General features: G+C 54.8%; 19 protein-coding genes. 4 read left to right on the top strand and 15 right to left on the bottom strand.

Annotated features, from left to right (window positions below; genetic code table 11):
- Positions 1-9 precede the first annotated feature (9 nt).
- Positions 10-1542, bottom strand: coding sequence for a SpoVR family protein (locus tag GPJ68_RS13435; RefSeq protein WP_003833557.1), 1533 nt, complete (start codon positions 1540-1542; stop codon positions 10-12).
- A 322-nt stretch (positions 1543-1864) separates the two neighbouring features.
- On the opposite strand from GPJ68_RS13435, the gene GPJ68_RS13430 reads away from it, so the two are divergent.
- Together GPJ68_RS13430 and dadX are read left to right on the top strand one after the other, a co-directional pair.
- The gene (locus GPJ68_RS13430) at positions 1865-3163 is read left to right on the top strand and encodes a D-amino acid dehydrogenase (RefSeq protein WP_046275019.1); all 1299 of its coding nucleotides are present in this window, start codon (positions 1865-1867) and stop codon (positions 3161-3163) included.
- Between the two features lie 12 nt (positions 3164-3175).
- Positions 3176-4246, top strand: coding sequence for a catabolic alanine racemase DadX (dadX, locus tag GPJ68_RS13425; RefSeq protein ID WP_046275018.1), 1071 nt, complete (start codon positions 3176-3178; stop codon positions 4244-4246).
- Positions 4247-4353: 107 nt separating this feature from the next.
- Here dadX and GPJ68_RS13420 read toward each other — a convergent pair whose 3' ends face one another.
- Positions 4354-6093 (bottom strand): potassium/proton antiporter, encoded by a 1740-nt coding sequence (locus tag GPJ68_RS13420; RefSeq protein WP_104651344.1) that lies wholly within the window; start codon positions 6091-6093, stop codon positions 4354-4356.
- 97 nt (positions 6094-6190) lie between these two features.
- Positions 6191-7105, bottom strand: coding sequence for a muramoyltetrapeptide carboxypeptidase (gene ldcA, locus GPJ68_RS13415; RefSeq protein ID WP_016156781.1), 915 nt, complete (start codon positions 7103-7105; stop codon positions 6191-6193).
- A 98-nt stretch (positions 7106-7203) separates the two neighbouring features.
- Here ldcA and emtA point away from each other — a divergent pair, with 98 nt between their 5' ends.
- On the top strand, positions 7204-7815 hold the full coding sequence (gene emtA / locus GPJ68_RS13410; protein WP_080859670.1) for a membrane-bound lytic murein transglycosylase EmtA: 612 nt from the start codon (positions 7204-7206) through the stop codon (positions 7813-7815).
- 11 nt (positions 7816-7826) lie between these two features.
- Here the strand turns inward: emtA and ycgR are convergent, their stop codons facing one another.
- Complete coding sequence (gene ycgR, locus GPJ68_RS13405) at positions 7827-8561, bottom strand: flagellar brake protein YcgR (RefSeq protein WP_016153364.1); 735 nt, start codon at positions 8559-8561, stop codon at positions 7827-7829.
- Between the two features lie 200 nt (positions 8562-8761).
- On the opposite strand from ycgR, the gene GPJ68_RS13400 reads away from it, so the two are divergent.
- Positions 8762-9016 carry a GlsB/YeaQ/YmgE family stress response membrane protein gene (locus GPJ68_RS13400; RefSeq protein WP_016153363.1) on the top strand — a complete coding sequence of 85 codons (255 nt, stop codon included), beginning with the start codon at positions 8762-8764 and terminating at the stop codon, positions 9014-9016.
- Positions 9017-9057: 41 nt separating this feature from the next.
- On the opposite strand, the gene GPJ68_RS13395 is transcribed toward GPJ68_RS13400, so the two are convergent.
- From GPJ68_RS13395 to GPJ68_RS13345, 11 genes are all read right to left on the bottom strand, one after another.
- Positions 9058-11028, bottom strand: coding sequence for a TonB-dependent siderophore receptor (locus tag GPJ68_RS13395; protein WP_104651343.1), 1971 nt, complete (start codon positions 11026-11028; stop codon positions 9058-9060).
- Positions 11029-11051: 23 nt separating this feature from the next.
- Positions 11052-11909: a ModD protein gene (modD, locus tag GPJ68_RS13390; protein ID WP_104651342.1), complete on the bottom strand. Its 858-nt coding sequence runs from the start codon at positions 11907-11909 to the stop codon at positions 11052-11054.
- Positions 11906-12718 carry a class I SAM-dependent methyltransferase gene (locus GPJ68_RS13385; RefSeq protein ID WP_094761114.1) on the bottom strand — a complete coding sequence of 271 codons (813 nt, stop codon included), beginning with the start codon at positions 12716-12718 and terminating at the stop codon, positions 11906-11908. The genes modD and GPJ68_RS13385 overlap by 4 nt, the downstream gene beginning before the upstream one ends.
- A 9-nt stretch (positions 12719-12727) precedes the next feature.
- Positions 12728-13489, bottom strand: a complete 762-nt coding sequence (locus GPJ68_RS13380) for an ABC transporter ATP-binding protein (protein WP_104651341.1) — start codon at positions 13487-13489, stop codon at positions 12728-12730.
- Complete coding sequence (locus GPJ68_RS13375; protein ID WP_369707202.1) at positions 13486-14445, bottom strand: FecCD family ABC transporter permease; 960 nt, start codon at positions 14443-14445, stop codon at positions 13486-13488. The genes GPJ68_RS13380 and GPJ68_RS13375 overlap by 4 nt, the downstream gene beginning before the upstream one ends.
- A gap of 26 nt (positions 14446-14471) precedes the next feature.
- Positions 14472-15494, bottom strand: coding sequence for an ABC transporter substrate-binding protein (locus GPJ68_RS13370; protein WP_180836712.1), 1023 nt, complete (start codon positions 15492-15494; stop codon positions 14472-14474).
- A 208-nt stretch (positions 15495-15702) separates the two neighbouring features.
- The gene (locus tag GPJ68_RS13365) at positions 15703-17415 is read right to left on the bottom strand and encodes an alpha,alpha-trehalase (RefSeq protein ID WP_104651340.1); all 1713 of its coding nucleotides are present in this window, start codon (positions 17413-17415) and stop codon (positions 15703-15705) included.
- Positions 17416-17586: 171 nt separating this feature from the next.
- Positions 17587-19017, bottom strand: a complete 1431-nt coding sequence (gene dhaM / locus GPJ68_RS13360) for a dihydroxyacetone kinase phosphoryl donor subunit DhaM (protein WP_104651339.1) — start codon at positions 19015-19017, stop codon at positions 17587-17589.
- A gap of 10 nt (positions 19018-19027) precedes the next feature.
- Positions 19028-19660, bottom strand: coding sequence for a dihydroxyacetone kinase subunit DhaL (gene dhaL / locus GPJ68_RS13355; RefSeq protein ID WP_016153354.1), 633 nt, complete (start codon positions 19658-19660; stop codon positions 19028-19030).
- A gap of 11 nt (positions 19661-19671) precedes the next feature.
- Positions 19672-20742: a dihydroxyacetone kinase subunit DhaK gene (gene dhaK, locus GPJ68_RS13350; RefSeq protein ID WP_104651338.1), complete on the bottom strand. Its 1071-nt coding sequence runs from the start codon at positions 20740-20742 to the stop codon at positions 19672-19674.
- A 325-nt stretch (positions 20743-21067) separates the two neighbouring features.
- Entirely contained in the window at positions 21068-22342 is a 1275-nt protein-coding gene (locus GPJ68_RS13345) for a Glu/Leu/Phe/Val dehydrogenase (protein WP_016153352.1), read from the bottom strand.
- Between the last annotated feature and the right edge of the window lie 11 nt (positions 22343-22353).

The following is a 22353-nucleotide window of genomic DNA, read 5'->3' as shown; positions in this document are numbered from 1 at the left end:
CAATAAGATTTACAGACCGTTCATCCTCGGCGGGCAACGCTCCAGCAGTTCCACACTGCCGTCTTCATTCTGCTGCTCCAGCATCACGTCAAAACCCCAGAGCCGGTGCACATGCTTGAGCACCTCTTTGCGTCCTTTATCCAGCGGAGCGCGGTTATGCGGAATATAGCGCAAGGTGAGCGAGCGGTCGCCGCGCAGATCGACATTCCAGATTTGAATATTCGGCTCAAGGTTGCTCAGGTTATATTGCGACGACAGCCTGTTGCGGATCTCACGATATCCTTCCTCGTTGTGAATCGCGGAAATCTCCAGATAATTATGACGATCGTCATCCAGCACGGTGAACAGGCGGAAATCACGCATAACCTTCGGTGACAGAAACTGGCTGATGAAGCTCTCATCTTTGAAATCGCGCATCGCGAAATGCAGGGTTTCCAGCCAGTCAGAACCCGCTATATCCGGGAACCAGTATTTGTCCTCTTCGGTAGGCGACTGACAAATTCGTTTAATATCCTGGAACATGGCAAAACCCAGGGCATAGGGGTTTATGCCGCTATACCACGGGCTGTTGTACGGCGGCTGGAATACCACGTTGGTATGGCTATGTAAAAACTCCAGCATAAACCGTTCGGTGACTTTACCTTCGTCATAAAGGTGATTAAGGATGGTGTAATGCCAGAAAGTGGCCCACCCTTCGTTCATCACCTGCGTCTGTTTCTGCGGATAAAAATACTGGCTGACCTTGCGCACAATGCGCAGCACTTCGCGTTGCCAGGATTCCAGCAGCGGGGCGTTCTTCTCCATGAAGTACAGAAGGTTCTCCTGCGGTTCAGAAGGATAACGTCGGGCTTCCGCAACGGTTTTCTCTTCCTCTTTCTTCGGCAGCGTACGCCACAACATATTTACCTGGCTTTGCAGATACTCTTCACGGCTTTTCTGTCGGGCTTTCTCTTCCTGTAGGGAGATTTTTTGCGGGCGTTTGTAACGATCCACGCCGTAGTTCATCAGCGCGTGACAGGAGTCGAGGAGCTTTTCGACTTCATCCACGCCGTAACGCTCTTCACACTGGGTAATATAGTTTCGCGCGAAGATCAGGTAATCGACGATGGAGCTGGCATCCGTCCAGCTACGGAACAAATAGTTGTTTTTAAAGAAGGAGTTATGTCCGTAGCAGGCATGCGCCATCACCAACGCCTGCATGGTGATGGTGTTCTCCTCCATCAGATACGCGATACACGGATTGGAGTTGATAACAATCTCATAGGCCAGCCCCTGCTGACCATGCTTATACAAACGCTCGGTTTCAATAAATTTTTTACCAAACGACCAGTGCGGATAGTTGATTGGCATCCCGACGCTGGAGTAAGCGTCCATCATTTGTTCGGAGGTGATCACCTCGATTTGGTGCGGGTAGGTATCCAGTCTGTAAAGTTTCGCCACGCGGTCTATTTCCGCCAGATAGACATCCAGCAGATCAAACGTCCAGTCGGGTCCATCGCTTAACCGTGTGCTGTCCTTGTTCATGGAATCAATCGTAGCCATTCGCGCACCCTCATTGTTGGCGGCACTCTCTGTCTGGAGTACCTCATTTCAAGCATAGATCATGGTGTTAAAAAACGTGCTGCGGCTGAAATTTTTTCTTTGCGATTTCTTGTTAGCGAGGCGTCGAAAAACGGTATGACCGCAAAATTTTATGCTGGATAAAAATAACGCACAGCAGGAGATACCAAAGCAGGGAGTTCCCCGCCATCACCGCCATATGTGAGATAAGTCACCATAAAAAAGCCATATGTTGAATAATATTTTCAACTGAGTTATCAAGATGTAATTAGATGATTGTTCTTTTACTGTTAACGGAGTGGCTATGCGAGTTGTCATACTGGGAAGTGGCGTCGTTGGCGTGACCAGCGCCTGGTACTTAAGTCAGGCTGGACACGATGTCACCGTCATTGATCGTGAGCCCGGTCCGGCACTGGAAACCAGTGCGGCGAACGCGGGGCAAATCTCTCCAGGTTATGCAGCACCCTGGGCGGCGCCAGGCGTACCGCTTAAAGCAATTAAATGGATGTTTCAGCGCCATGCGCCGCTGGCCGTTCGCCTCGACGGGACGCAGTTCCAGTTGAAATGGATGTGGCAGATGCTACGCAACTGCGACACCAGCCATTACATGGAAAACAAGGGCCGGATGGTGCGACTGGCGGAATACAGCCGTGATTGCCTGAAAGCGCTACGCGCCTCTACCGGTATCGAGTACGAAGGACGCCAGGGTGGAACGTTGCAACTGTTCCGTACCGCTCAACAGTATGAGAACGCGACCCGCGACATCGCCGTCCTCGAAGACGCTGGCGTGCCGTATCAGCTCCTGGAAGCAAGCCGTCTGGCGGAAGTTGAACCGGCGCTGGCGGAAGTGGCACACAAGCTGACCGGCGGTCTGCGTTTACCGAATGACGAAACGGGTGACTGCCAGCTGTTTACCCAGCGTCTGGCGCTGATGGCGGAGCAGGCGGGTGTGAAATTTCGCTTTAATACTCCGGTCGATAAGCTGTTGAGCGATGGTGAGCAGATTTATGGCGTTCAGTGTGGCGAGGAGATAGTCAAAGCCGATGCCTATGTAATGGCGTTCGGCTCGTACTCTACGGCGATGCTGAAGGGGATCGTTGATATTCCGGTCTATCCGCTCAAAGGCTATTCATTGACCATTCCGGTGGCGCAAGATGACGGCGCGCCGGTTTCAACGATCCTTGATGAAACCTACAAAATCGCCATTACCCGCTTTGATAACCGTATTCGCGTTGGCGGCATGGCGGAGATTGTCGGCTTCAATACGGAATTGCTGCAACCCCGTCGTGAGACGCTGGAGATGGTCGTCCGCGATCTCTTCCCACGCGGTGGGCATGTGGAGCAGGCAACCTTCTGGACCGGGCTGCGTCCGATGACGCCGGACGGTACGCCAGTGATCGGGCGAACGCGCTTTAAGAATCTACTGCTTAATACCGGCCACGGCACGCTGGGCTGGACCATGGCCTGCGGTTCGGGTCAGTTGCTGAGCGACATTCTGTCTGGCCGTACACCAGCCATTCCTTACGACGATCTGAGCGTGGCGCGTTACAGCCCGGGGTTTACCCCATCTCGTCCACGGCATTTACATGGCGCACATAACTGATAAGGACGTGAGATGACTCGCCCGATACTGGCCAGCATTGACCTGCAGGCGTTGAAACAAAACCTGACCATTACCCGCCAGGCCGCGCCGGACGCCCGCGTCTGGTCGGTGGTGAAAGCCAATGCCTACGGACACGGCATTGAACGTGTCTGGAATGCGCTGGGCACAACCGACGGTTTTGCCATGCTCAATCTTGAAGAAGCGATAACCCTGCGTGAGCGCGGGTGGAAAGGCCCGATACTCATGCTGGAGGGATTTTTCCACGCCGAAGACCTGATGGTGTATGACAAATATCGTCTAACCACCTGTGTACACAGTAACTGGCAATTAAAAGCGCTGCAGAATGCGCGCCTCAACGCGCCGCTGGATGTTTACCTGAAGGTGAACAGCGGCATGAACCGACTGGGTTTCTTACCGGAAAGAGTATCAACGGTCTGGCAACAGCTGCGGGCAATGCCCAACGTCGGTGAAATGACGCTGATGTCCCACTTTGCAGATGCGGAGCACCCGGAAGGTATTCAGGACGCCATGGCGCGGATTGCACAGGCGACAGAAGGGCTGGAGTGCAGACGGTCGCTGTCCAATTCGGCCGCCACGCTGTGGCACCCTGAAGCACATTATGACTGGGTGCGCCCGGGCATTATTTTGTATGGCGCATCACCTTCGGGACAGTGGCGGGACATCGCCAATACCGGCCTGAAACCGGTCATGACCCTGAGCAGCGAGATAATCGGCATACAGACGCTGAAAGCTGGAGACCGGGTGGGTTACGGGGGACGCTATACCGCCAGCGGCGAGCAGCGTATTGGCATTGTGGCGACCGGGTATGCAGACGGTTATCCGCGCCATGCGCCAAGCGGAACGCCGGTGCTGGTGGACGGCGTACGCACTACAACGGTGGGGACGGTCTCAATGGATATGCTGGCGGTAGATCTGACACCGTGTCCGCAGGCGGGGATCGGGACGCCGGTAGAGCTGTGGGGCAAAGAGATTAAAATTGACGATGTGGCCAGCGCAGCGGGTACGGTGGGCTACGAGTTGATGTGTTCTCTGGCGCTGCGCGTGCCGGTTGTGACGGTGTAACGTATATGAAGCCGGATGTCGACGCTGATGCGCTTCATCCGGCTCCACCGTTTATGCGACGCAGAGCGCAAACCGGGCAAAGCGCTGCCGCCGCCCGGCAAAAAGCATCAACGCGCCTCATCATCATCTTCAGCAACGCGAACACCGACCTTCAGCACCGCATTATCTTCTTTCTCAGCAACCGTCCAGATCATGCCAGCAAATTCAACCTGGTCACCGACGACCGGCGCGGCGCCAAGCAGATGCTGGACAATTTCACCCAGCGTTTGCTGTTTATCACGATACTCTGTGCCATCTTCCAGGCCATAAATCAGTGCCACATCGGCGTATTTTGCGCTGGCCTCGAGAATGAAATCACCGAAGAAGCGCTGGTCTAACGATACCGGCGGCGACTGGCTAAACAGCTTGCCGAGAGCAGGGAGATCGCGCTCACGACCAATGACGCACAGAACATCGCCTTCACGCAGCCGCGTACTGCCGGATGGGTGAAACAGCACGTTGTCACGAAACAGGGCGGCAATTCGCGTCTCTTCCGGCATATGCAAGTCGCGCAGTGCGGCTCCTACACACCACTTATCCGCGCTGAGCTGATAAACAAACTGCTCCCAGGGGTTTTCCGGGTGAATATCCAGACCAATGCGCGAAACGGGCCAGCCGACGGGAGGAACCACCACTTTGGCTTTTTTGGCGGCCCAGGAAAGCGACGTTCCCTGAAACAGCAGCGAGATCAGAACCACGAAGAACGCGACGTTAAAGAACAGGCGCGCATTCTCCAGACCCGCCATCATTGGGAACACGGCGAGGATGATGGGGACTGCACCGCGCAGGCCCACCCAACTGATGAAAATGCGCTCGCGCAGATTGAAGCCACGAAACGGCAGCAGTCCGGCGAAGACCGACAGCGGACGGGCAATGAATATCATCCATGCAGACAAAATCAGCGCAGGTATCGCGATAGGCAGCAGGTCGGACGGCGTAACCAGCAGTCCCAGCACCAGGAACATGGCGATTTGTGCCAGCCATGCCAGACCGTCGAAGTTTTGCAGAATGCCAAATCGGTTGCGGATGGGGCGATTACCCAGCAGGAAACCACACAGATAGACCGCCAGAATACCGCTGCCTTCCAGTGCAGTGGTCAGGGCAAAAATCAGGATCCCACCGCTTAAGGCCAGTAGCGGATAAAGCCCGGCAGGCAGTGAAATGCGGTTAATCATTTGCTGAAGCAGGTAGCCCCCACCGAGGCCCAGTATGATCCCTAAGCCGAACTGCTGGATAATATGCACCGCAAACATCCAGCTTAATCCAGTCTCGTGATTTTGAATCATGGCGATAAGCGTGATGGTTAAAAACACCGCCATCGGGTCATTACTCCCGGATTCAATTTCCAGCGTAGAGCCAACACGTTCGTTAAGCCCCTTGCCGCCGAGCAGGGAAAAAACCGCCGCGGCATCGGTTGAACCGACAATCGCGCCAATCAGGAGTCCTTCGATAAGATCCAGATGAAACAGCCACGCGGCCATCATGCCGGTGAGTCCGGAGGTAATCAGCACCCCGACGGTCGCCAGCGACAGCGCCGGGCCTAACGCGACACGAAATGAGCTGGCCTGGGTGCGCATCCCGCCGTCGAGCAGGATAACCGCCAGCGCCAGGTTACTCACCATATAGGCGAAAGGGTAGTTATCGAAAGGAATACCGCCCACGCCGTCGACTCCCGCTAACATACCGATAGCGAGAAATATCACCAGAATAGGGATACCAAGACGTGATGAGAATGAACTGAGTAAGATACTGCAGGTGACGAGTACGGAACCCAAAATAAAAAGGCTAATTATTGCTGCGGCATCCAACGTTCGGTTACTCCTGAATTACGCTGTTTCGTATTTATAAACCCTAACATAATAACGACAGAAACAGCGTTTTACTTAGCCCTGTTAACCGCTTTTTTTACGATTTAAGTACCGGATGCCCACTTAAGGTGAGCTGAGCGCCGTTTTTATCATTTTTCAGTACCGCTCTGGCCCCCAACGGCAAGGTGACGGTGCGTTGTTCATGACCAAAATCGAGGCCGTCGATCACCGGAACCGATAACCTGGCGCGTAGAAAATCACAAACTGAGTCAAGACTGTAACCCGCGTCGTAATCATTAGGTGCGCTGCCGCTAAAACTGCCGAGGATAATGGCGTTTTGTCGGGCCAGTATTCCTGCGTGATACAGTTGCAGCAGCATGCGTTCAATGCGAAAAGGATGCTCGTTAATGTCTTCCAGCACCAAAATGCCGTTTTCGATAGCGGGCATCCACGGCGTGCCCATCAGAGAAATGAGCATCGCCAGATTTCCGCCCCATAGCGTACCTTCGGTCGCACATGCCGGACCGTTACCTTGCCACTCGAGGGTAAATTGGGCATTGCGAACAGCCTGCCAGAAATGGTGCTCGGTAAATGCGTTCATCTCCTCGGCGCCAAAGTTAGCCGCCAGCATCGGGCCGCTGAAGCTAATCACATTCCCCTGCGCCAGCAGACCACACTGGATCGCGGTAAAATCGCTGTGTCCGCACAGCAGCAGCGGGTTGTGTTGCTGACGGTTCGCCAGCGCCTGCCAGTCAATCTCTGCCAGTAAACGGCTCGCGCCATAGCCGCCGCGTACTGCCATCACAATGGTATCGGGCGTGTTCAGATTTACGAGCGCGTTCACATCAGCAAGCCGTTCTGCTTCTGTACCCGCAAAACGCTGGCAGCGGCGCGCAATGACCGCTGAATTGTCGACCTGATGACCGGCCTCAGTAAGACGCGCCAGCCCGCGTAAGGCAGCCTGCTGGTTGATACAGTAGCCCGACGGGGCAATTAAGTGAAACCGGGACATGGCATTTCCTTGCTACAACTAAAACCAAATGTATATCATGCCGCGTAGGTATGTCGTTGTCACCTCAGCGACAGGTTCCGGCTATAAGGATAGATGACGTGAAATTGAGATGGTTTGCTTTTTTGGTTGTATTACTTGCGGGCTGTAGTTCAAAACAGGATTACAAAAATCCGCCGTGGAATGCTGAAGTTCCGGTTAAACGCGCAATGCAATGGATGCCGATCAGCGAAAAAGCCGGTGCGGCCTGGGGTGTCAGTCCACAATTGATTACCGCTATTATCGCCATTGAATCAGGTGGAAACCCGAATGCGGTCAGTAAGTCTAATGCGATTGGCCTGATGCAGTTAAAAGCCTCGACGTCAGGGCGTGATGTTTATCGTCGCATGGGGTGGAGTGGCGAGCCGTCGACCAGCGAGCTGAAAAATCCTGAGCGCAATATCTCGATGGGGGCCGCATACCTGAGCATTCTTGAGACCGGGCCGCTGGCCGGGATCAAAGATCCGCAGGTGATGCAATATGCGCTGGTGGTATCGTACGCCAACGGTGCGGGCGCGCTGCTGCGAACGTTCTCCTCCGACAGGAAAAAAGCCATTAATAAGATAAACGATCTCAGCCCGGATGAATTTATTGAACATGTTGCGGATAATCATCCGGCGCCGCAGGCTCCGCGCTATATCTGGAAGCTTCAACAAGCGCTGGATGTGATGTAATTCAGGTGATGCTAATCGCGCACCTTATTCGACTTTTCCCGGGCCTCGCGCTCGAGGGAAAAAATAATCCGCTGTAGGTTACGCTCCACCGCCGGGCCGACGTTGAGAAAACGAAAGCTCAGGCGGGGAGTGGTAATTGTTTCGTTTTTCCCGTCGATAACTTTGCGTTCGCTAATGGAAATTAGCTGGGCGTCCACCTGATACACTCCCCATTGCTCCATGTTCAGTTCAACCTGTGAAAAGCGCATGCCTTCTACCAGTCCCTCTGGTTTTGCCGTTTCTAACAGCCCGCCCATACCGCCAAGAGACAAATCGAATAAGCGAAAACACAGCGTGCTGTTATCTGGCATTTTTACCGTGCAGCGATAGGGGGGATGCAGTGGAGCACCGATACGGAAATATTCCCGACGCTGGACGAACCACAGAGATGGCGGCAATGATGAGATAAATGCGGGTAGCCGCTGGTATTCGCCTTTTTTCAGCTGTGGCAGGGTGAACTCCACTTTGGCTCCCTGCGTTTCGGCGATAATCGTAATTTGATTGGCTCGCTGCACGGCCTGGTTTTCATATTCCTGACTACCAAAATCCATGATCAGTTCGTCCGGGCTGACCGCCAGTATTTTGCTGATGAACTGGCCACCTGACCAGGAGATACGCAGCGGAACCTGCTGCGAATTTAAGTCCCGGAGTACGCCTAACACCGCTAATGGATTTTGCTTCAGGAACTGCTCATTGTAGTTACTCACACCTAATGACTCCTGGATGCCTGGTTTATCGTTGGATTATCGGCATCAATCAACGGAACTTAATACAAATGGATGAAATTTTTTACCAAACCCAATGAATTAAGTCTGAGGGAAAAAGCACGTAGCGATGGCTTGCCTATACTTAACGTGCTGGCGCAAGAATGTCTTGCGCGTGCGTTCACTGGAAAGAGGGCCTGGAAATGGGAATTATTACCTGGATTATTTTTGGTCTGATTGCGGGGGTTATCGCCAAACTGATTATGCCGGGGCGCGATGGCGGTGGATTTATCCTGACCTGCATTCTCGGTATTATCGGTGCTGTGGTCGGTGGATGGCTGGCTACGATGTTCGGTATCGGCGGCGATATCAGCGGGTTTAATCTCCACAGCTTCCTGGTGGCCGTGGTCGGCGCGATTGTTGTGCTGGGTGTCTTTCGGCTTGTACGACGAGATTAATCGAACGGCCCCTAACGGGGCCGTTTTTCTGCATTGTTAAGTCAGAACTGATACTCAATACCCGCCCAGTAATTACGCCCCTCTTCAATAAATCCTTCACTGTAAACGTACTGCGTATCGAACAGGTTATTGACCGAAGCGTTAACGCTAAACCCGTGGCCAATGGCGTAATCAGCGCGCAAATGGGTAATGGCGAAACCAGCGGCTTTCTGCGAGCCGTCGGTATTGCTATAGCTTGACGAACGGGCCTCTTCGGACAGCGTAATGCTGAGTGGCTCCCACGGTTTCAGCGTCATCCAGGCGGTCAGGGTTTGCGTCGGCAGATCGGTAATCTTACCGATATCGCTGCGTTTGGCGTCCGCATGAATAAGGCCGTAGCTCAGCCCGACGTCCAGCATATCAAAAATTTTACCTTTAACGCCTGCATCCAGGCCGGTGTAATCCACCCGACCACTGTTTTGGTTCTGGATGGTGTCGGCATCAATATTGTGCGAAAGAATCGCGTCGCTGATGCGGTTGTAATACACGCTGGCTTCGAATCCCCAATTCTGGCTAAGTGAACCATTCCATGTCAGGTCGACGCTGCGGGCGCGCTCCGGTTTAAGCTGTGGATTGACCAAGGCCACCTGGTTATAGGCCGGTTTCGAGGTCGTGTAGCGTTCTTTTAACGTTGGGAAACGCGTTCTGTCAGAGTAAGACAGCGCTAATGTGTCTGAATTTTCAAAGTGGTATTTGGTCATCACCTGCCAGTTAAAGGCCGACTGATTGTTGTCATCGTAGTGCGTGACGCTGCCGTTTTTCTCGTGCTTCATACCTTCCAGACTGTCTCGCCAGTCATAGCTTATTCCCGCCACCACATCGACATTATCCGCCGCAGCCCACTGGTATTCACTGGCTACGGACCAGGTGCGGTCTTCGTAGCGGTCGTAAGCCGCATTCGGTGCGCCTTTCTCGCGGTGAACATCGTCCTTCCAGTTCATGGCGAAAGAGAGCAGATCGTTTTCTCGCATATCCGCAGCGAGCTGCAGGCCAGCCCCATCGCTATAGTCCGAATAATGGCTGTAGCTGCCTTTCTTATTTTTCAGATCGGCCAGCGAGTTGTACATCATCAACGTATTTTCAAAGGTGTCGCGATACAGACGGCTTTTCAGAGTAAAACGGTCGCCCAGATGCGTGGTTCCCTGATAGTAATAGCTCTCTTTATCGTATTGTGGCCATTGCCAGTAGCGTGATTTCTGGCTGCTGGTTCCGGCGTACGGTGGATTATCTTTTTCACCGTCCTGATTTATATAGGTCAGCACATATTCATCATCTCCACGAGGGGTAAAGCCCAGCTTCACGATGCCACGCTTGTCATCAGCGGAAGAGTTGATCATCTTGCCGTGACTGCCCGCAACCGGGTTGTCCACGCCATGCGGTAAACCAAGAAAATCCTGCTTCAGCTGACTGCCGCTGAGCTGGATATAGCCGAGATCGTTACTGGCGCCAAATGAAGCGTGCATATCGTGGGCGTTGTCTTTGCTGCGACTCCAGCCCTGGCGATAGCCAATGCTGCCTTCAAGCGGTTTGGTCGGTTTTTTTGTAGTGATATTGATGGCGCCGCCCATCTGGTTTGGCCCCTGTAACAGAGACGAGTAGCCTTTGGAGACTTCAACCGAAGCGATATCGGATGTCAGAAAACGGCCTAAATCGAGGTTGCCGTCATAGGGGATGTATACCGGCACGCCGTCGAAAAAGACGGGAACCTGACGGCTGTCAAATCCGCGCACTTTTACCTGTTGCTCGTTGCGGTTGCCTGACTTTTGCAGCACGACGCCGGGGACGACGCTCAGCGCCTGCGCTACGTTCTGTTTATCCAGCTGTTGTATCGTTTCCTGGCCGAGAACCGTGGTGGTTGCCGCGGAGACCGGACTAGACCAGACGGTCATGGTTTCGCTTTCCTGCCCAGCAAAAGCACTGTGCGCGAAAGCAAACGACAGGGCTGTGTAAAGACAACTTTTGTTGAAATTCATTATTTTTAGTCCATTTTTTGATGTTATAGGCCACGTGCGTCCGGGCTCAGGCTCACTTTGATATCCGCAGGTGGAGCGTAGTAAGGCGCGGAAGTGATAAAGAGTCTGATACCGCAGTCGAGATAACCCGCCAGCGAGGCGAGGGTAATGCCGCCGGTCAGTGCCAGCGTGCAATGGGGGGCCAGAGCAGGGGCCTGACGGGCAATTTCTGCCGCCTGCTCGGGGGTAAATTTGTCGAGTTGTAAGACATCAGGGGCGGCGCGTAGGGCGGTCAATGCCTCATCTGGCGTATCCGCTTCGACCACGATCTTTTTTTCTGGCGCATGGCTGCGTAAGCGCGCAATCGCGCCTGTCCAGTCGTTTGGGTTGGTAAGAAAACGGCGGTGATTAGCAAACAGCAGTACCGTTTCGGCGCATCCTCCCCGATGGATAATGCCCCCGGCGGCAAGTATTGCCTGAGTCGCCAGTAAACGCGTACCGGGAATGGCTTTGCGGGTGCAGGCAATCTGCCCATCGGGATAGCGTTGATGCAGCATGCTCAGCATCTCGACGAGATAGCCCGACACGCCGCAGCTCCACTCCAGTACATTTTGTACCGCTTTCCAGCCCTGGTGCAGCGCCGCCGCTGGTCCGTGTGCGCGAATCAGTCGCTGTCCGGCGTTCGCCCGTTCGCCATCGGACAAAATATCGGTGACGGTTAATCCCAATGAAGTCAGCATTTGTCTGGCAACAGCGGTACCGCTAACGCATCCGCCCTGGCGATGGTTAAACTCGATGACGCCTGGTTGGGCGCCGATACCCAGCGCGCGGGTGGTCAGATCGCCGCCCTGAATATCTTCCAGCAGCAGCGCGTCAATTTGCGCCTGCGAAAAGTAGATCATCGCAGCGCCTCCCGCGGGATGCTGTCCCACCAGATAAGCGCCCAGTCACGGCTGGCGGGGGCAATAGCGCGTGGATCCTGCTGTTGATACCAGTTTTCCAGACGTTCGACCTCGTCTGCGCTCAGTTCACCCATACTCCAGCGCACGTTTTCCAGAAAACGCGTCCAGATGCTGTTGTCCTGCTGACAGTTGGGACCGCGGATAAAATCAACGTGCGCGTGGATCCCCATCTGATACAGAACATTAAGCGCATAGATATAGTTGGGCAGTTCAATCACTTCGCGGCCAAGTGCGCGCTGAATGGTGGGAGAAACGAAAGATGAACTGACAAGGTGGGTGGTATAAACCCGCAGCCGGGCCTGATTATTCAGCTTGCTCATTGCCTGGCGCATATCGGCAACCAGCGTGGAGCGCGAGGCGACGGCGATATCGCACTGGGGTAAATCATCCCAGTGCTCTTCCCAGGCTCGTTGCACCCATTGTACGTGACGGGCGTTCATTTGTGCGGCGCGGCGGGCAGCTACGCTCAGCATTCCCTGGCTGTAATCTACGCCGTAAATTATTGGCATTTTTTTAGCCAGCGCCAGCGAGACTGTACCGGGGCCGCAACCCATATCAAACAGCGACTCTGCACCTTGCAGGTCGATTTTCCCCAGCAGTTGCAGCAGATAGCTGTCGGTTAATGAGGCGCAATTCTCCGCCATTTTTTCCGCACGTTTGTCCCAGTGCTCCGGCTTTTTCTCGGTTCTGTTCGCCAACTGTAATTGCTTACGGTAAAGATCGGCAAAATCAATGTCGTCAATGAGCATGAGTATTCCTTAATTGAGTGAACCATAAAGATGGTGGGTAATTTGTGACGGTGTAACGCGATACAGCGCGGCCAGGCGGTCGGCGGCGAGCTGATGTTCAGGCAGCCCCTGCGACACCTCGCCGTTTGGTTCAACCCGTACCACGCTGTCGGCGATTGCCCGGGCGTGCAACGGGTGATGGGTCGACATCAGCAGGGCCATACCGGAATTTTTCAGCGTCACCAGCCTGTCGAGCAGACGGATTTGATGCCCAAAATCAAGGCTGGATGCGGGTTCATCCAGCAATAAAAGACGCGGACGTTGCGCCAGCGCGCGAGCGATCAACACCAGTTGCCGTTCGCCGCCGCTCAGGGTGTTCCAGCGTCGAAGTGCCAGGTGAGAAATCTCCAGCATCGCCAGTTGCTGATGTGCAATTTCACGCTCTTTAGCGCCGGGAACCGCAAATGCCGCCAGTTGCGGGGCCAGTCCCATCATCACCATGTCCAGCGCGGTGAAGGCAAACGCGCCGTCGTGCGCCTGAGGAACCCAGGCGATGGCTGCGGCGCGTTCCCGATCGCTGAGATGATTCACCGCGACGCCATCAAGCAGAATGTCACCGCGAAGCGGCGGAAGAACGCCGAGAATGGTGCGCATCAGGGTGGTTTTACCGCTGCCGTTAGCACCAATCAGACAACAGACAGAACCGGGCGAAACCTGAAAGGAGATATCACGTAACACGGGTTGTTTACTGTGGTATCCCAGCGACGCGTGGCGCACGAGTAATAGCGTCATGGGCGGTTTCCCCGCAGCAAAAGCAGCAAAAAGAACGGTGCGCCAATAAATGCAGTCAGGATCCCCAGCGGGATTTCCGTGCGGCTCAGCGTGCGGGCGAGGGTGTCGGTGAGCAGGAGTAAAATGGCGCCGATCCCCATGGACACCGGCAGTAACTGCTGGTGGTTATTCCCGCTGAGGAGTCTGCCGATGTGCGGCACCACCAGTCCAATCCAGCCGATAATGCCGGCAATGGCGACGGTACAGGCGGTGACTAACGTTGCGCAGACGATCAGTCCCAGCCGCAGTCGGGAGACGTTGATCCCAAGCGATCGGGCTTCATCATCCGACAGAGTGAGCAGGTTCATGCGCCAGCGCAGCAGCAATAACGGGACCAGTCCAGCAAGGATCAGCGGTGCTGAGAACCACAGATCGTGCAGAGTAATTGTCGATAAACCGCCGAGCAGCCAGAAGGTGATCGACGGGAGTTGGGTATACGGGTCGGCCAGCGTTTTGATGAGCGAGATTCCCGCGCCGCAGACCGTACCCAGCGCAATCCCGACCAGCACCAGCGTTAACACCGGATCGTGACGCTTGACTCGCCGGGTAATCAGCCAGACACCGGCGACCACTAACAAACCGCCAGTGAACGCATACAGCTGAATAAACAGGATTGGTAGCCCCAGCAGGATTGCCGTACAGGCGCCCAAACCGGCACCGGCCGCCACGCCGAGGATATCCGGCGAAACCAGTGGGTTACGGAACATTCCCTGATAGGTGGTTCCTGCACCAGCCAGCGCTGCGCCGAGTAACAATGCAGCCAGAATGCGTGGCAGTCGGATTTGCCAGAAGACGATTTTGTCCTGCATCGGGACGCCATCCCTGCCTGCAATAAGATCCACAACCTGTTGTGCATCGAGGCGATAAGCACCCGACACCGCGGCGATGCTCGCGCAAAGCACCACCGTCGTAATCATCAGAAAACCGAGGGTAGATGTTTTCATCAGACGCTCACCAGTTGTTGATACTGTGCGTCGCTTAACGTGGTGTGCCAGAACAGTTCACTGTAGCGCTGCATATCGGTTTTAAAGCCCGCTTCAACCTGTGGATCAAGCCAGGCATGCAGACGGCGTAACCCCAGCAAACGATTGATGCCGGGAGGCGCGTCCAGCCAGCCAAACGGCAGGCCGCTGAGAAACAGAATGCGCCGGTCGGCAACCGCTTTGACTCCTTGCCAGACGGGATCTTCTCGCAGGTACTGTGCCGTAATCGCATCCTGTACCAGAATAATATCGGGCTGCCAGCTCAACAGGTTTTCCATTGAAACCTGCGCCAGCCCGTGCCGCCCAGGAATTTGCGCCACATTGTGTAATCCCAGTAGTTCTGCCGCTTCGGTATGCAATGAACCTTGTAATCCTGTTTCAAGTCCGCGGGCGCCGCGCGCGGCATAAAAACGCAGCTTTGCTGCGGGAGAGTGTGAAAACGCGAGGGCTTCATCAATAAAACGCTGGGCCAGTTTGGCCTGAGTCCTTGCCCGCGTTGCGACTCCCAGCGCTTCACCTGCCGCGAGTAGCTGTTGCGGGCTGAGCCGGAGTTCGCCATTAATCAGCAGCCAGGGAATTTGCGTTTGCGCATTCACTTGTCTGGCCTGAGAAAGCCAGGTTTCATCGGCATTGCCGCAGTCAATCACCAGGTCGGGTTTAAGCGCCAGTAGCGCTTCAAGCGAGAGTGTGCTGGCGCGTCCCGCCAGCTTGCCCAGTTTCGGTAAAGCCCGAATGTCTTCGTGAAACGGGATGGCGGTCTGACGAGAAAAATCAAAGGATGAAAAACCAACCAGTTTTTCCGGCGCGACGGCCAGCAGCAGCATGTCGGCGGGTGCGCCTGCGCTGACCACGCGTTGGGTCGCCTCTGGCGCTGGGTGGCCTCCAACGGCAACGGTTAGCGGCGTTTGAGCCAAGGCGGGAAGATGGCGTAGCAGCAGTGCAGATGCCACAAGCTGGGCAAACATCCATCTTGTCAGTGGCATAATTGTTATCCTGAAGGTGATAAAATCGCTATATATTTACATATACATCGAATAAAAACATGTTCAGAATCAATTTCTCACGGATGAAAACCCGGAATACCCCATAAGGGCTAGATGGCGTAGAGACAACAGGAATGGCGAAATATAAGCCAGAAAAAATCCGCGACGCAGCGCGGATTCGGGGAGTAAAACGCTTCAGGTAACGGCATTAAGACGTCGGCTGAGCCTGTTTTTTAGGCTCGACTGGCGTGGTACTTGCCGGGGCCGGGCGCGAAGCGGGCACGCTGTCACAGGGCTTTTCTTTGGCGCAGATCAGGTCGAGCATTTTAAGCGTTACGCCGTTGGTCCAGCCAAAACCATCTTGCAACGGATATTCGCCGCCGCCTCCGCCAGTGCCTGTGCTGCTCACGTCATACTTTTCAACCAGCTTTTTCTCACGATCGTAGGTGTGCTGCACGTTGGTGAGGAATCGCCAGGTTACGTCCATGGCGACGTTATCCTGACCGTAATTCTGTAATCCGGATGCTGCGACCCACTGGAGCGGGGCCCAGCCGTTGGGAGCATCCCACTGCTGACCGCTTTTCACCGACGTGGTGGCCAGGCCGCCGGGTTGCAGCAAATGCGCCTGGGTTGCCGCGGCCACTTTACTGGCGCGATCTTTTGCCGCTGCATTGACATACAACGGGAACAAGGCGGCGGCCGTGAGTTGGTTACGTACTTTGTGGCTCTTCAGATCGTAATCGGCATACCAGCCTTCTTTGTCGTTCCACAGGTGCTTTTCGATCCCTTTTTGTCGGGCATTAGCGAAGCCTTCATATTGTGCAGCTTTGGCATTATCCCCGGCGGCCTTGCTGGCGAGGGCGATCATCTTTTCCATTTTGTACATCAACGCATTGAGATCGACCGGAACGATGCTGGTGGTGCGCAGGGTGCTTAGTTGATTGGGGTTATCCATCCAGCGGGAACTAAAGTCCCAACCCGACGCGGCGGCAGAACGCAGGTCGCGGTAGATTTCTGTGGCCGGTCGGTTCGGATTGCTTTTCGCTGTGGCGATATCCTCCACCCAGGACTCTGGCCGCGGCGTATCGCGGTCATCCCAGTAGCGATTCAAAATGGTGCCGTCATCCAGTTTAACCACGCGCTTATTCTGCTGACCGGGCTGGAGCGTTTCGACGCCTTCCATCCAGTAGGTGTATTCTTTGAGCATCTGCGGGAGGTATTTTTTCAGCGCGTCATCCCCTTCATGCTGCGCCAGCAGTTCCACCATAAAGGCAAAGAATGGCGGTTGAGAACGGCTCAGATAGTAGGTGCGGTTGCCGTTAGGAATGTGTCCCCAGGAATCAATCTCGTAAGCGAAGTTTGCCACCATGTCGGAGACCTTATCCCAGTGATTGCTCTCGGCAAGCCCCAGCATGGTGAAATAGCTGTCCCAATAATATATTTCGCGAAAACGCCCGCCAGGCACGACATACGGCTCCGGGAGCGGCAGCAGAGAGTCCCATTTTTCAGCGTCGGTTGTCGAACGGGTGAGTACCGGCCACAGTCCATCAATATGCTCGCGCAGCGATTGCCCGGCTGGGGGGACGTATTTCTCGCCAGCTTTCGGCAAGGTGAAATTCACTTCCACAAAATGACGTAAGTCGAATCCGGACTGATTTTTCTGCATCCGGTAATCGGCAAGGATCATTAATGGATCGCTGTTAGGAACGGCGTCAGCAAAGGTTTTCTGGTCAGGAAACAGTTTGGCCGTTTGTACATCGTTAAACAGTGGGCCAAGCAAAATATCAGGCGGCTGAGGCGTTGCGGTTGGCGCGTCCTCGGCGTTGACGGCAAAAGAGGAAAGGGCAAAAAAGGTGCTTGCGAGCGTCAGTTTTATTGCAACAGAGAGCAGGCCTGGATGGCGAGTTGCAGGCGTTATCATCGGTTAATCTCCTTAGGGTGTGCCGAAGCAGCGGCATTTACCATGAGAAAACCTTAGTTCAGGATCGACCGTTGCGCGTGATCGACGCCCCATTTTGCGAATAAACAGACATTTCCCGACGCGAATCGAAAAGATGCACACCCTTTGTCGGGAAAGGGCGTGCAACCGACATCAGCCCGCGCGGGTTATCCGCTGGGCCACGCTGTCAAGGGTCAGGGTATCACCCATCGTGATACTCTCGATGGCCTCGCCTTGCTGACATAACCAACATAACCCCATTGCACGGGCGATAATCGCCGGGTGGGACGCTTCGCTCCCGTCCCGCAGGCAGATGCCTTTGATGGTCTTCGGATCGAGTTGCAGCACCGTAGATGGATAGATGACCTCCGCGACCAAAATAGTGGGGCGGATGAACGCGGGAATTTGTGCAGTCTCTCCCGTTAAATACTGCAGTGAACGAGACAACAAATCTTCAATATCGATGTATCGCGCCTGCAGGTAAGGATCGTCGAGCTGTAAATACTGCTGGCTGAGATCGCTCAGCACGTGATGCCAGGCCCAGGCCGCGCTGCACTGCGTTTCACGCATTAGATCACAGGCCATATCGAACAGATCCGGATCGTCCAACAGCGTGTGGTGACCGGAGAAAATAGCGGCGATATCTGCGGAATATCTCTCTTCTGCAAGCGCGGTTAGCTCGCTTAAGTCGTTCAGCGTGCTTTGGATAGCGACCCGTAACCGTTGCTGCTCAATCTGGAGTGAGGCTACAGGCTGCTGGCTTACCTGTGGTGAGAACGGTGTGTAACAGAATGCCGTCCCCGTGACCTGTGAGGGAACCTTCGTCACTACGGTATCAGCATGCGCGGGCTCGAGTGATTCACCAAAATTCTCAGCCGCCAGCTGTTTGAATGCGGCCAGCGCATCCTCTGCCTGTTCGCCCTTGGCAATCAGGCGCAGCGTGTCGTTACAGCGTACCTGCAGCAGGGCAATCTGATTCAGGCTATCAGGGACGACGCATTTGCCATTTTTCTCCAGCCACATATCGGCGTTAAAGCCAGACAGCGCGGAAACCAGCCGTGAAGCCGGACGCACATGAATGCCGTTTGGGTTTTTCACCACAATGGCCACTGAATGAGCATCTGCATCGGGCGCGAATTCGGCGGATGTCGGCTTTGCTGCAGATGGCGAAGGTAAACCCAGTTGCTCACATTTGGCGTCGAGGGCGTTCATGGCATCACAGATGACCCGCTCGATGTCAGCACCTGCGGCAGCGCTAACCGTTGCGGCGAGCGTGCCTTCGACCAGCGGCGCGGCGCACAAACGTACTTTGGCGGCAATGGCCGGATCGAGCAGTTCCAGCGCGGTTTCCGCACTCAATAGCGCACTACCGATATCCATCATCACCAGCACGTGATCCGTATCGGCCACGGACTCAATGGCTTCCATCACCTTGATAGGATCGGTGCCAATCGGATTCTCAGGATCGTCAATGCCTGCGGCAATAGCGATTTTGCAACCATCACCCATTAACATCTGCCGGGCTAGCGCGCCGACGCCTTCGCCCAACTGGGCGCTGTGAGAAACAATAACCAGGTTTACCATCGCTTTATCCTTACTCTCTGGACGCCTGAGCCAGCATTTGCATCATAAACATTACGGACGTTGCGCCGGGATCCTGATGCCCAATGCTGCGCTCACCGAGATAGCTGGCGCGGCCTTTGCGGGCCTGCATGGTGATGGTGCTTTGCGCTGCTGCTTCCGCTTGTTGGCTTGCCGCTTCCAGCGCCGCCTGTACGCTCAGCTTTTGCTCGCAGGATTGGCGTAAAGATTCCACTACCGGCAGCCAGACATCGCACATGGTTTTGTCGCCAGGTTCAGCTTTACCGCGGCTAATCACACCTTCTGCGCCATCACGAATCATTTGATACAACTCCTCAAGCGTCAGGCTTTGATGAGCCTGGGTCACCTGGGCGGCGCGGATAAAAAAGGTACCAAACAGTGGACCGCTGGCCCCCCCGACGCTTGAGAGCAGCACCATGCCGGTGTTTTTCAAAATAAAACCAATGTCTTTATCGGCGATGGACGGCAGCTTTTCGACGACTTTGCTAAAGCCGCGGTGCATGTTCAGACCGTGGTCGGCATCACCAATTTCCCGATCAAGACCGGTGAGAAAATCACTTTCGGTGGTGAAGATCTCACCGCAGCGATAGAGCCAGTTAACAATTTGTGTTCTGTTGAGGGACATCATGTATCTCCTTATTTACCCCAGTTGAGAGCAGGGGTGTGAACCGGTGCATCCCATAAGCTCAGCGTGTCGTCATCCACCTGTAACAGGGTGATTGAGAAGCCGGTCATATCCAGAGAGGTACAGTAAGAACCGATCAGGTTGCGCTCAATGACGATGCCGGCGTCCTGGCAACGGCTTTCGAGGCGGTTATAAACGCCGAAGAGTTCTGACAGCGGCGTTGCACCGAGATTATTGACCAGCGCAATGACGCGATCGCCGCTTTGCAACGCGCGTTTGCTTTCTTTGCCTTCCTGCCACGCGCCCTGAACGTTGTCCCAGTGGCGGAGCGTACGGCTGTAGTTGCCGTTTTCCAGCAGGGTATCGAACATTTCATCAACGGTCTGATCGAGGGAAGTGAAGGTGCGGCGGTCAATGCCCGGTTCCCCGTGGATACCCACGCCAAACTCCATTTCGTTATTCTGCAACGTGAACGACGGTTGTCCGGCGGCCGGAACGGTACAGGCGCCAATGGCTATCCCAATGGAGTGGCCCTGATTATTCAGTTTACGACCCAGCGCTGCACAGACTTCCAGTGAGTCACCGCGTTCGGCGGCAGCGCCGACCAGTTTTTCGATCAATACGGTATTCGCCACACCACGACGACCGGCGGTATACAGACTGTCTTTCACCGCCACGTCGTCATCCACTACCATGGTGGTGACTTTGACGCCGCTTTCATGCAACAGCTCGGTGGCGGTTTCGAAATTAAGAATATCGCCGGTGTAATTTTTGATGATCAGCAGTACGCCTTCGCCGCCATCAATTTGCATGGCGCATTCGAACATTTTATCCGGCGTGGGTGAGGTAAAAATTTCACCCGGGCAGGCACCAGAGAGCATGCCCTGACCAATATAGCCGCAGTGCATAGGCTCGTGTCCGCTGCCGCCGCCGGAAAGCAGCGCCACTTTGCCCATTACCGGCGCATCTGCGCGGGTGACATATACCGGATCCTGATGCAGTGCCAGGGAAGGATACGCTTTCGCCAGTCCGGTGAGTTGTTCAGTCAGTACGTCTTCAACACGGTTAATCAATTTTTTCATTATTTATGCTCCGCAGACAGTCCTGGATGGCTGCCAGATTCGGGCAGGCATCTGATGTAGGGTATCGGGTTATACAACGCCACGGCGACTGCTCGCTGCCGATAAGGTAATTTTGCACACGGGTTGGCAAAAGAAAATTGCTGCAATGGGTGTTTCAATACGAAACGTAGCAACATAATAATGTTCCGTATTGGAACGTCATGGTGCATAAAACAGCGAAAATGAGAGGTTGGGCCGTATTTGGCCGGGAAGCTGATTAACGGGTGTTTATGGAAAACAAACCACCTGCAGAGCAGGTGGTTTGTAGGCAAGGTCGATTTCGGCGTTAGCCCGGATAAATTCCGCGATCTTTACGTGCCAACAGAATGCGTTCGCAGGCAACAATGTAGGCTGCCGTACGCAGTGAGCAGGATTTCTCTGCCGCTTTTTCCCACACGTGTACCATCGCATCGGTCATGATTTTGTCCATGCGATTGTTAATCTCTTCTTCGCTCCAGAAGAAGCTAGCCATGTCCTGAACCCATTCGAAGTAGCTGACGGTTACGCCGCCGGCGTTACAAACAACGTCTGGGACAACCACGATACCGCGGCTTGCCAGAACGTCGTCGGCGTCCGGATAGGTTGGGCCGTTAGCGCCTTCGAGTACCAGTTTACAGGTCAGCGTTTCCGCGCGGTGACGGGTGATCTGGCCTTCGAGCGCGGCCGGGATCAGAATATCCATCTCCAGGCTCCAGAAGGCTTCGCTGGCAATGGTTTCAGCGCCCGGGAAACCGGCAATCTGTTTGTGCTCCAGTTGCCAGGCAGACAACGCGGCCATGTCGATACCCGTTGAGTTAAACAGCGTTGCGGTGTGATCCTGAATCGCGACCACGCGTGCTCCTGCTGCCGCGAACAGGCGGGCGGCTTCGCTGCCGACGTTACCAAAACCTTGCACCGCTACGCGAGCGCCTTCAACGTCGATGTTGGCACGACGCGCCACTTCCAGACCGCTGACGAAAACACCACGACCGGTGGCTTTATCACGGCCTAACGAGCCGCCGAGGTGAATAGGTTTACCGGTGACCACGCTGGTCACGGTGGTGCCGTGGTTCATGGAGTAGGTATCCATCATCCAGGCCATTACCTTTCCGTTAGTCCCCACATCCGGCGCAGGAATGTCTTTCTGCGGCCCGATGATAATGCCGATTTCGCTGGTATAACGGCGGGTTAAACGCTCCAGTTCACCTTCGGAAAGCGAGAACGGATCGACGCGCACGCCACCTTTCGCACCGCCGTACGGCAGGTTCAACGCCGCGCATTTGATGGTCATCCATGCGGACAGGGCCATCACTTCATTAAGATCAACATCAGGATGATAACGCACACCGCCTTTGCCCGGCCCGCGGGAGAGGTTATGTTGCACGCGATACCCTTCAAAATGACGGATAGTACCGTCATCCATCTGCACCGGGATATCGACAATCAGCGCGCGTTTTGGGTGGCGCAGGGTATCCACCCAATGGGAAAGTTCGCCCAGGTAAGGGGCCACACGCTCGATTTGTTGCAGGTAGGTATTCCAGGCAGATGTGCTGCTATCTGAAGCGTAAGATAACTTATCCATGATAAACCTTA

Origin of the sequence: Citrobacter sp. 172116965 (genome assembly GCF_013458095.1) — a bacterium.
GTDB classification, from domain to species: domain Bacteria; phylum Pseudomonadota; class Gammaproteobacteria; order Enterobacterales; family Enterobacteriaceae; genus Citrobacter; species Citrobacter braakii.
This window is presented reverse-complemented; position numbering and strand designations above follow the sequence as displayed.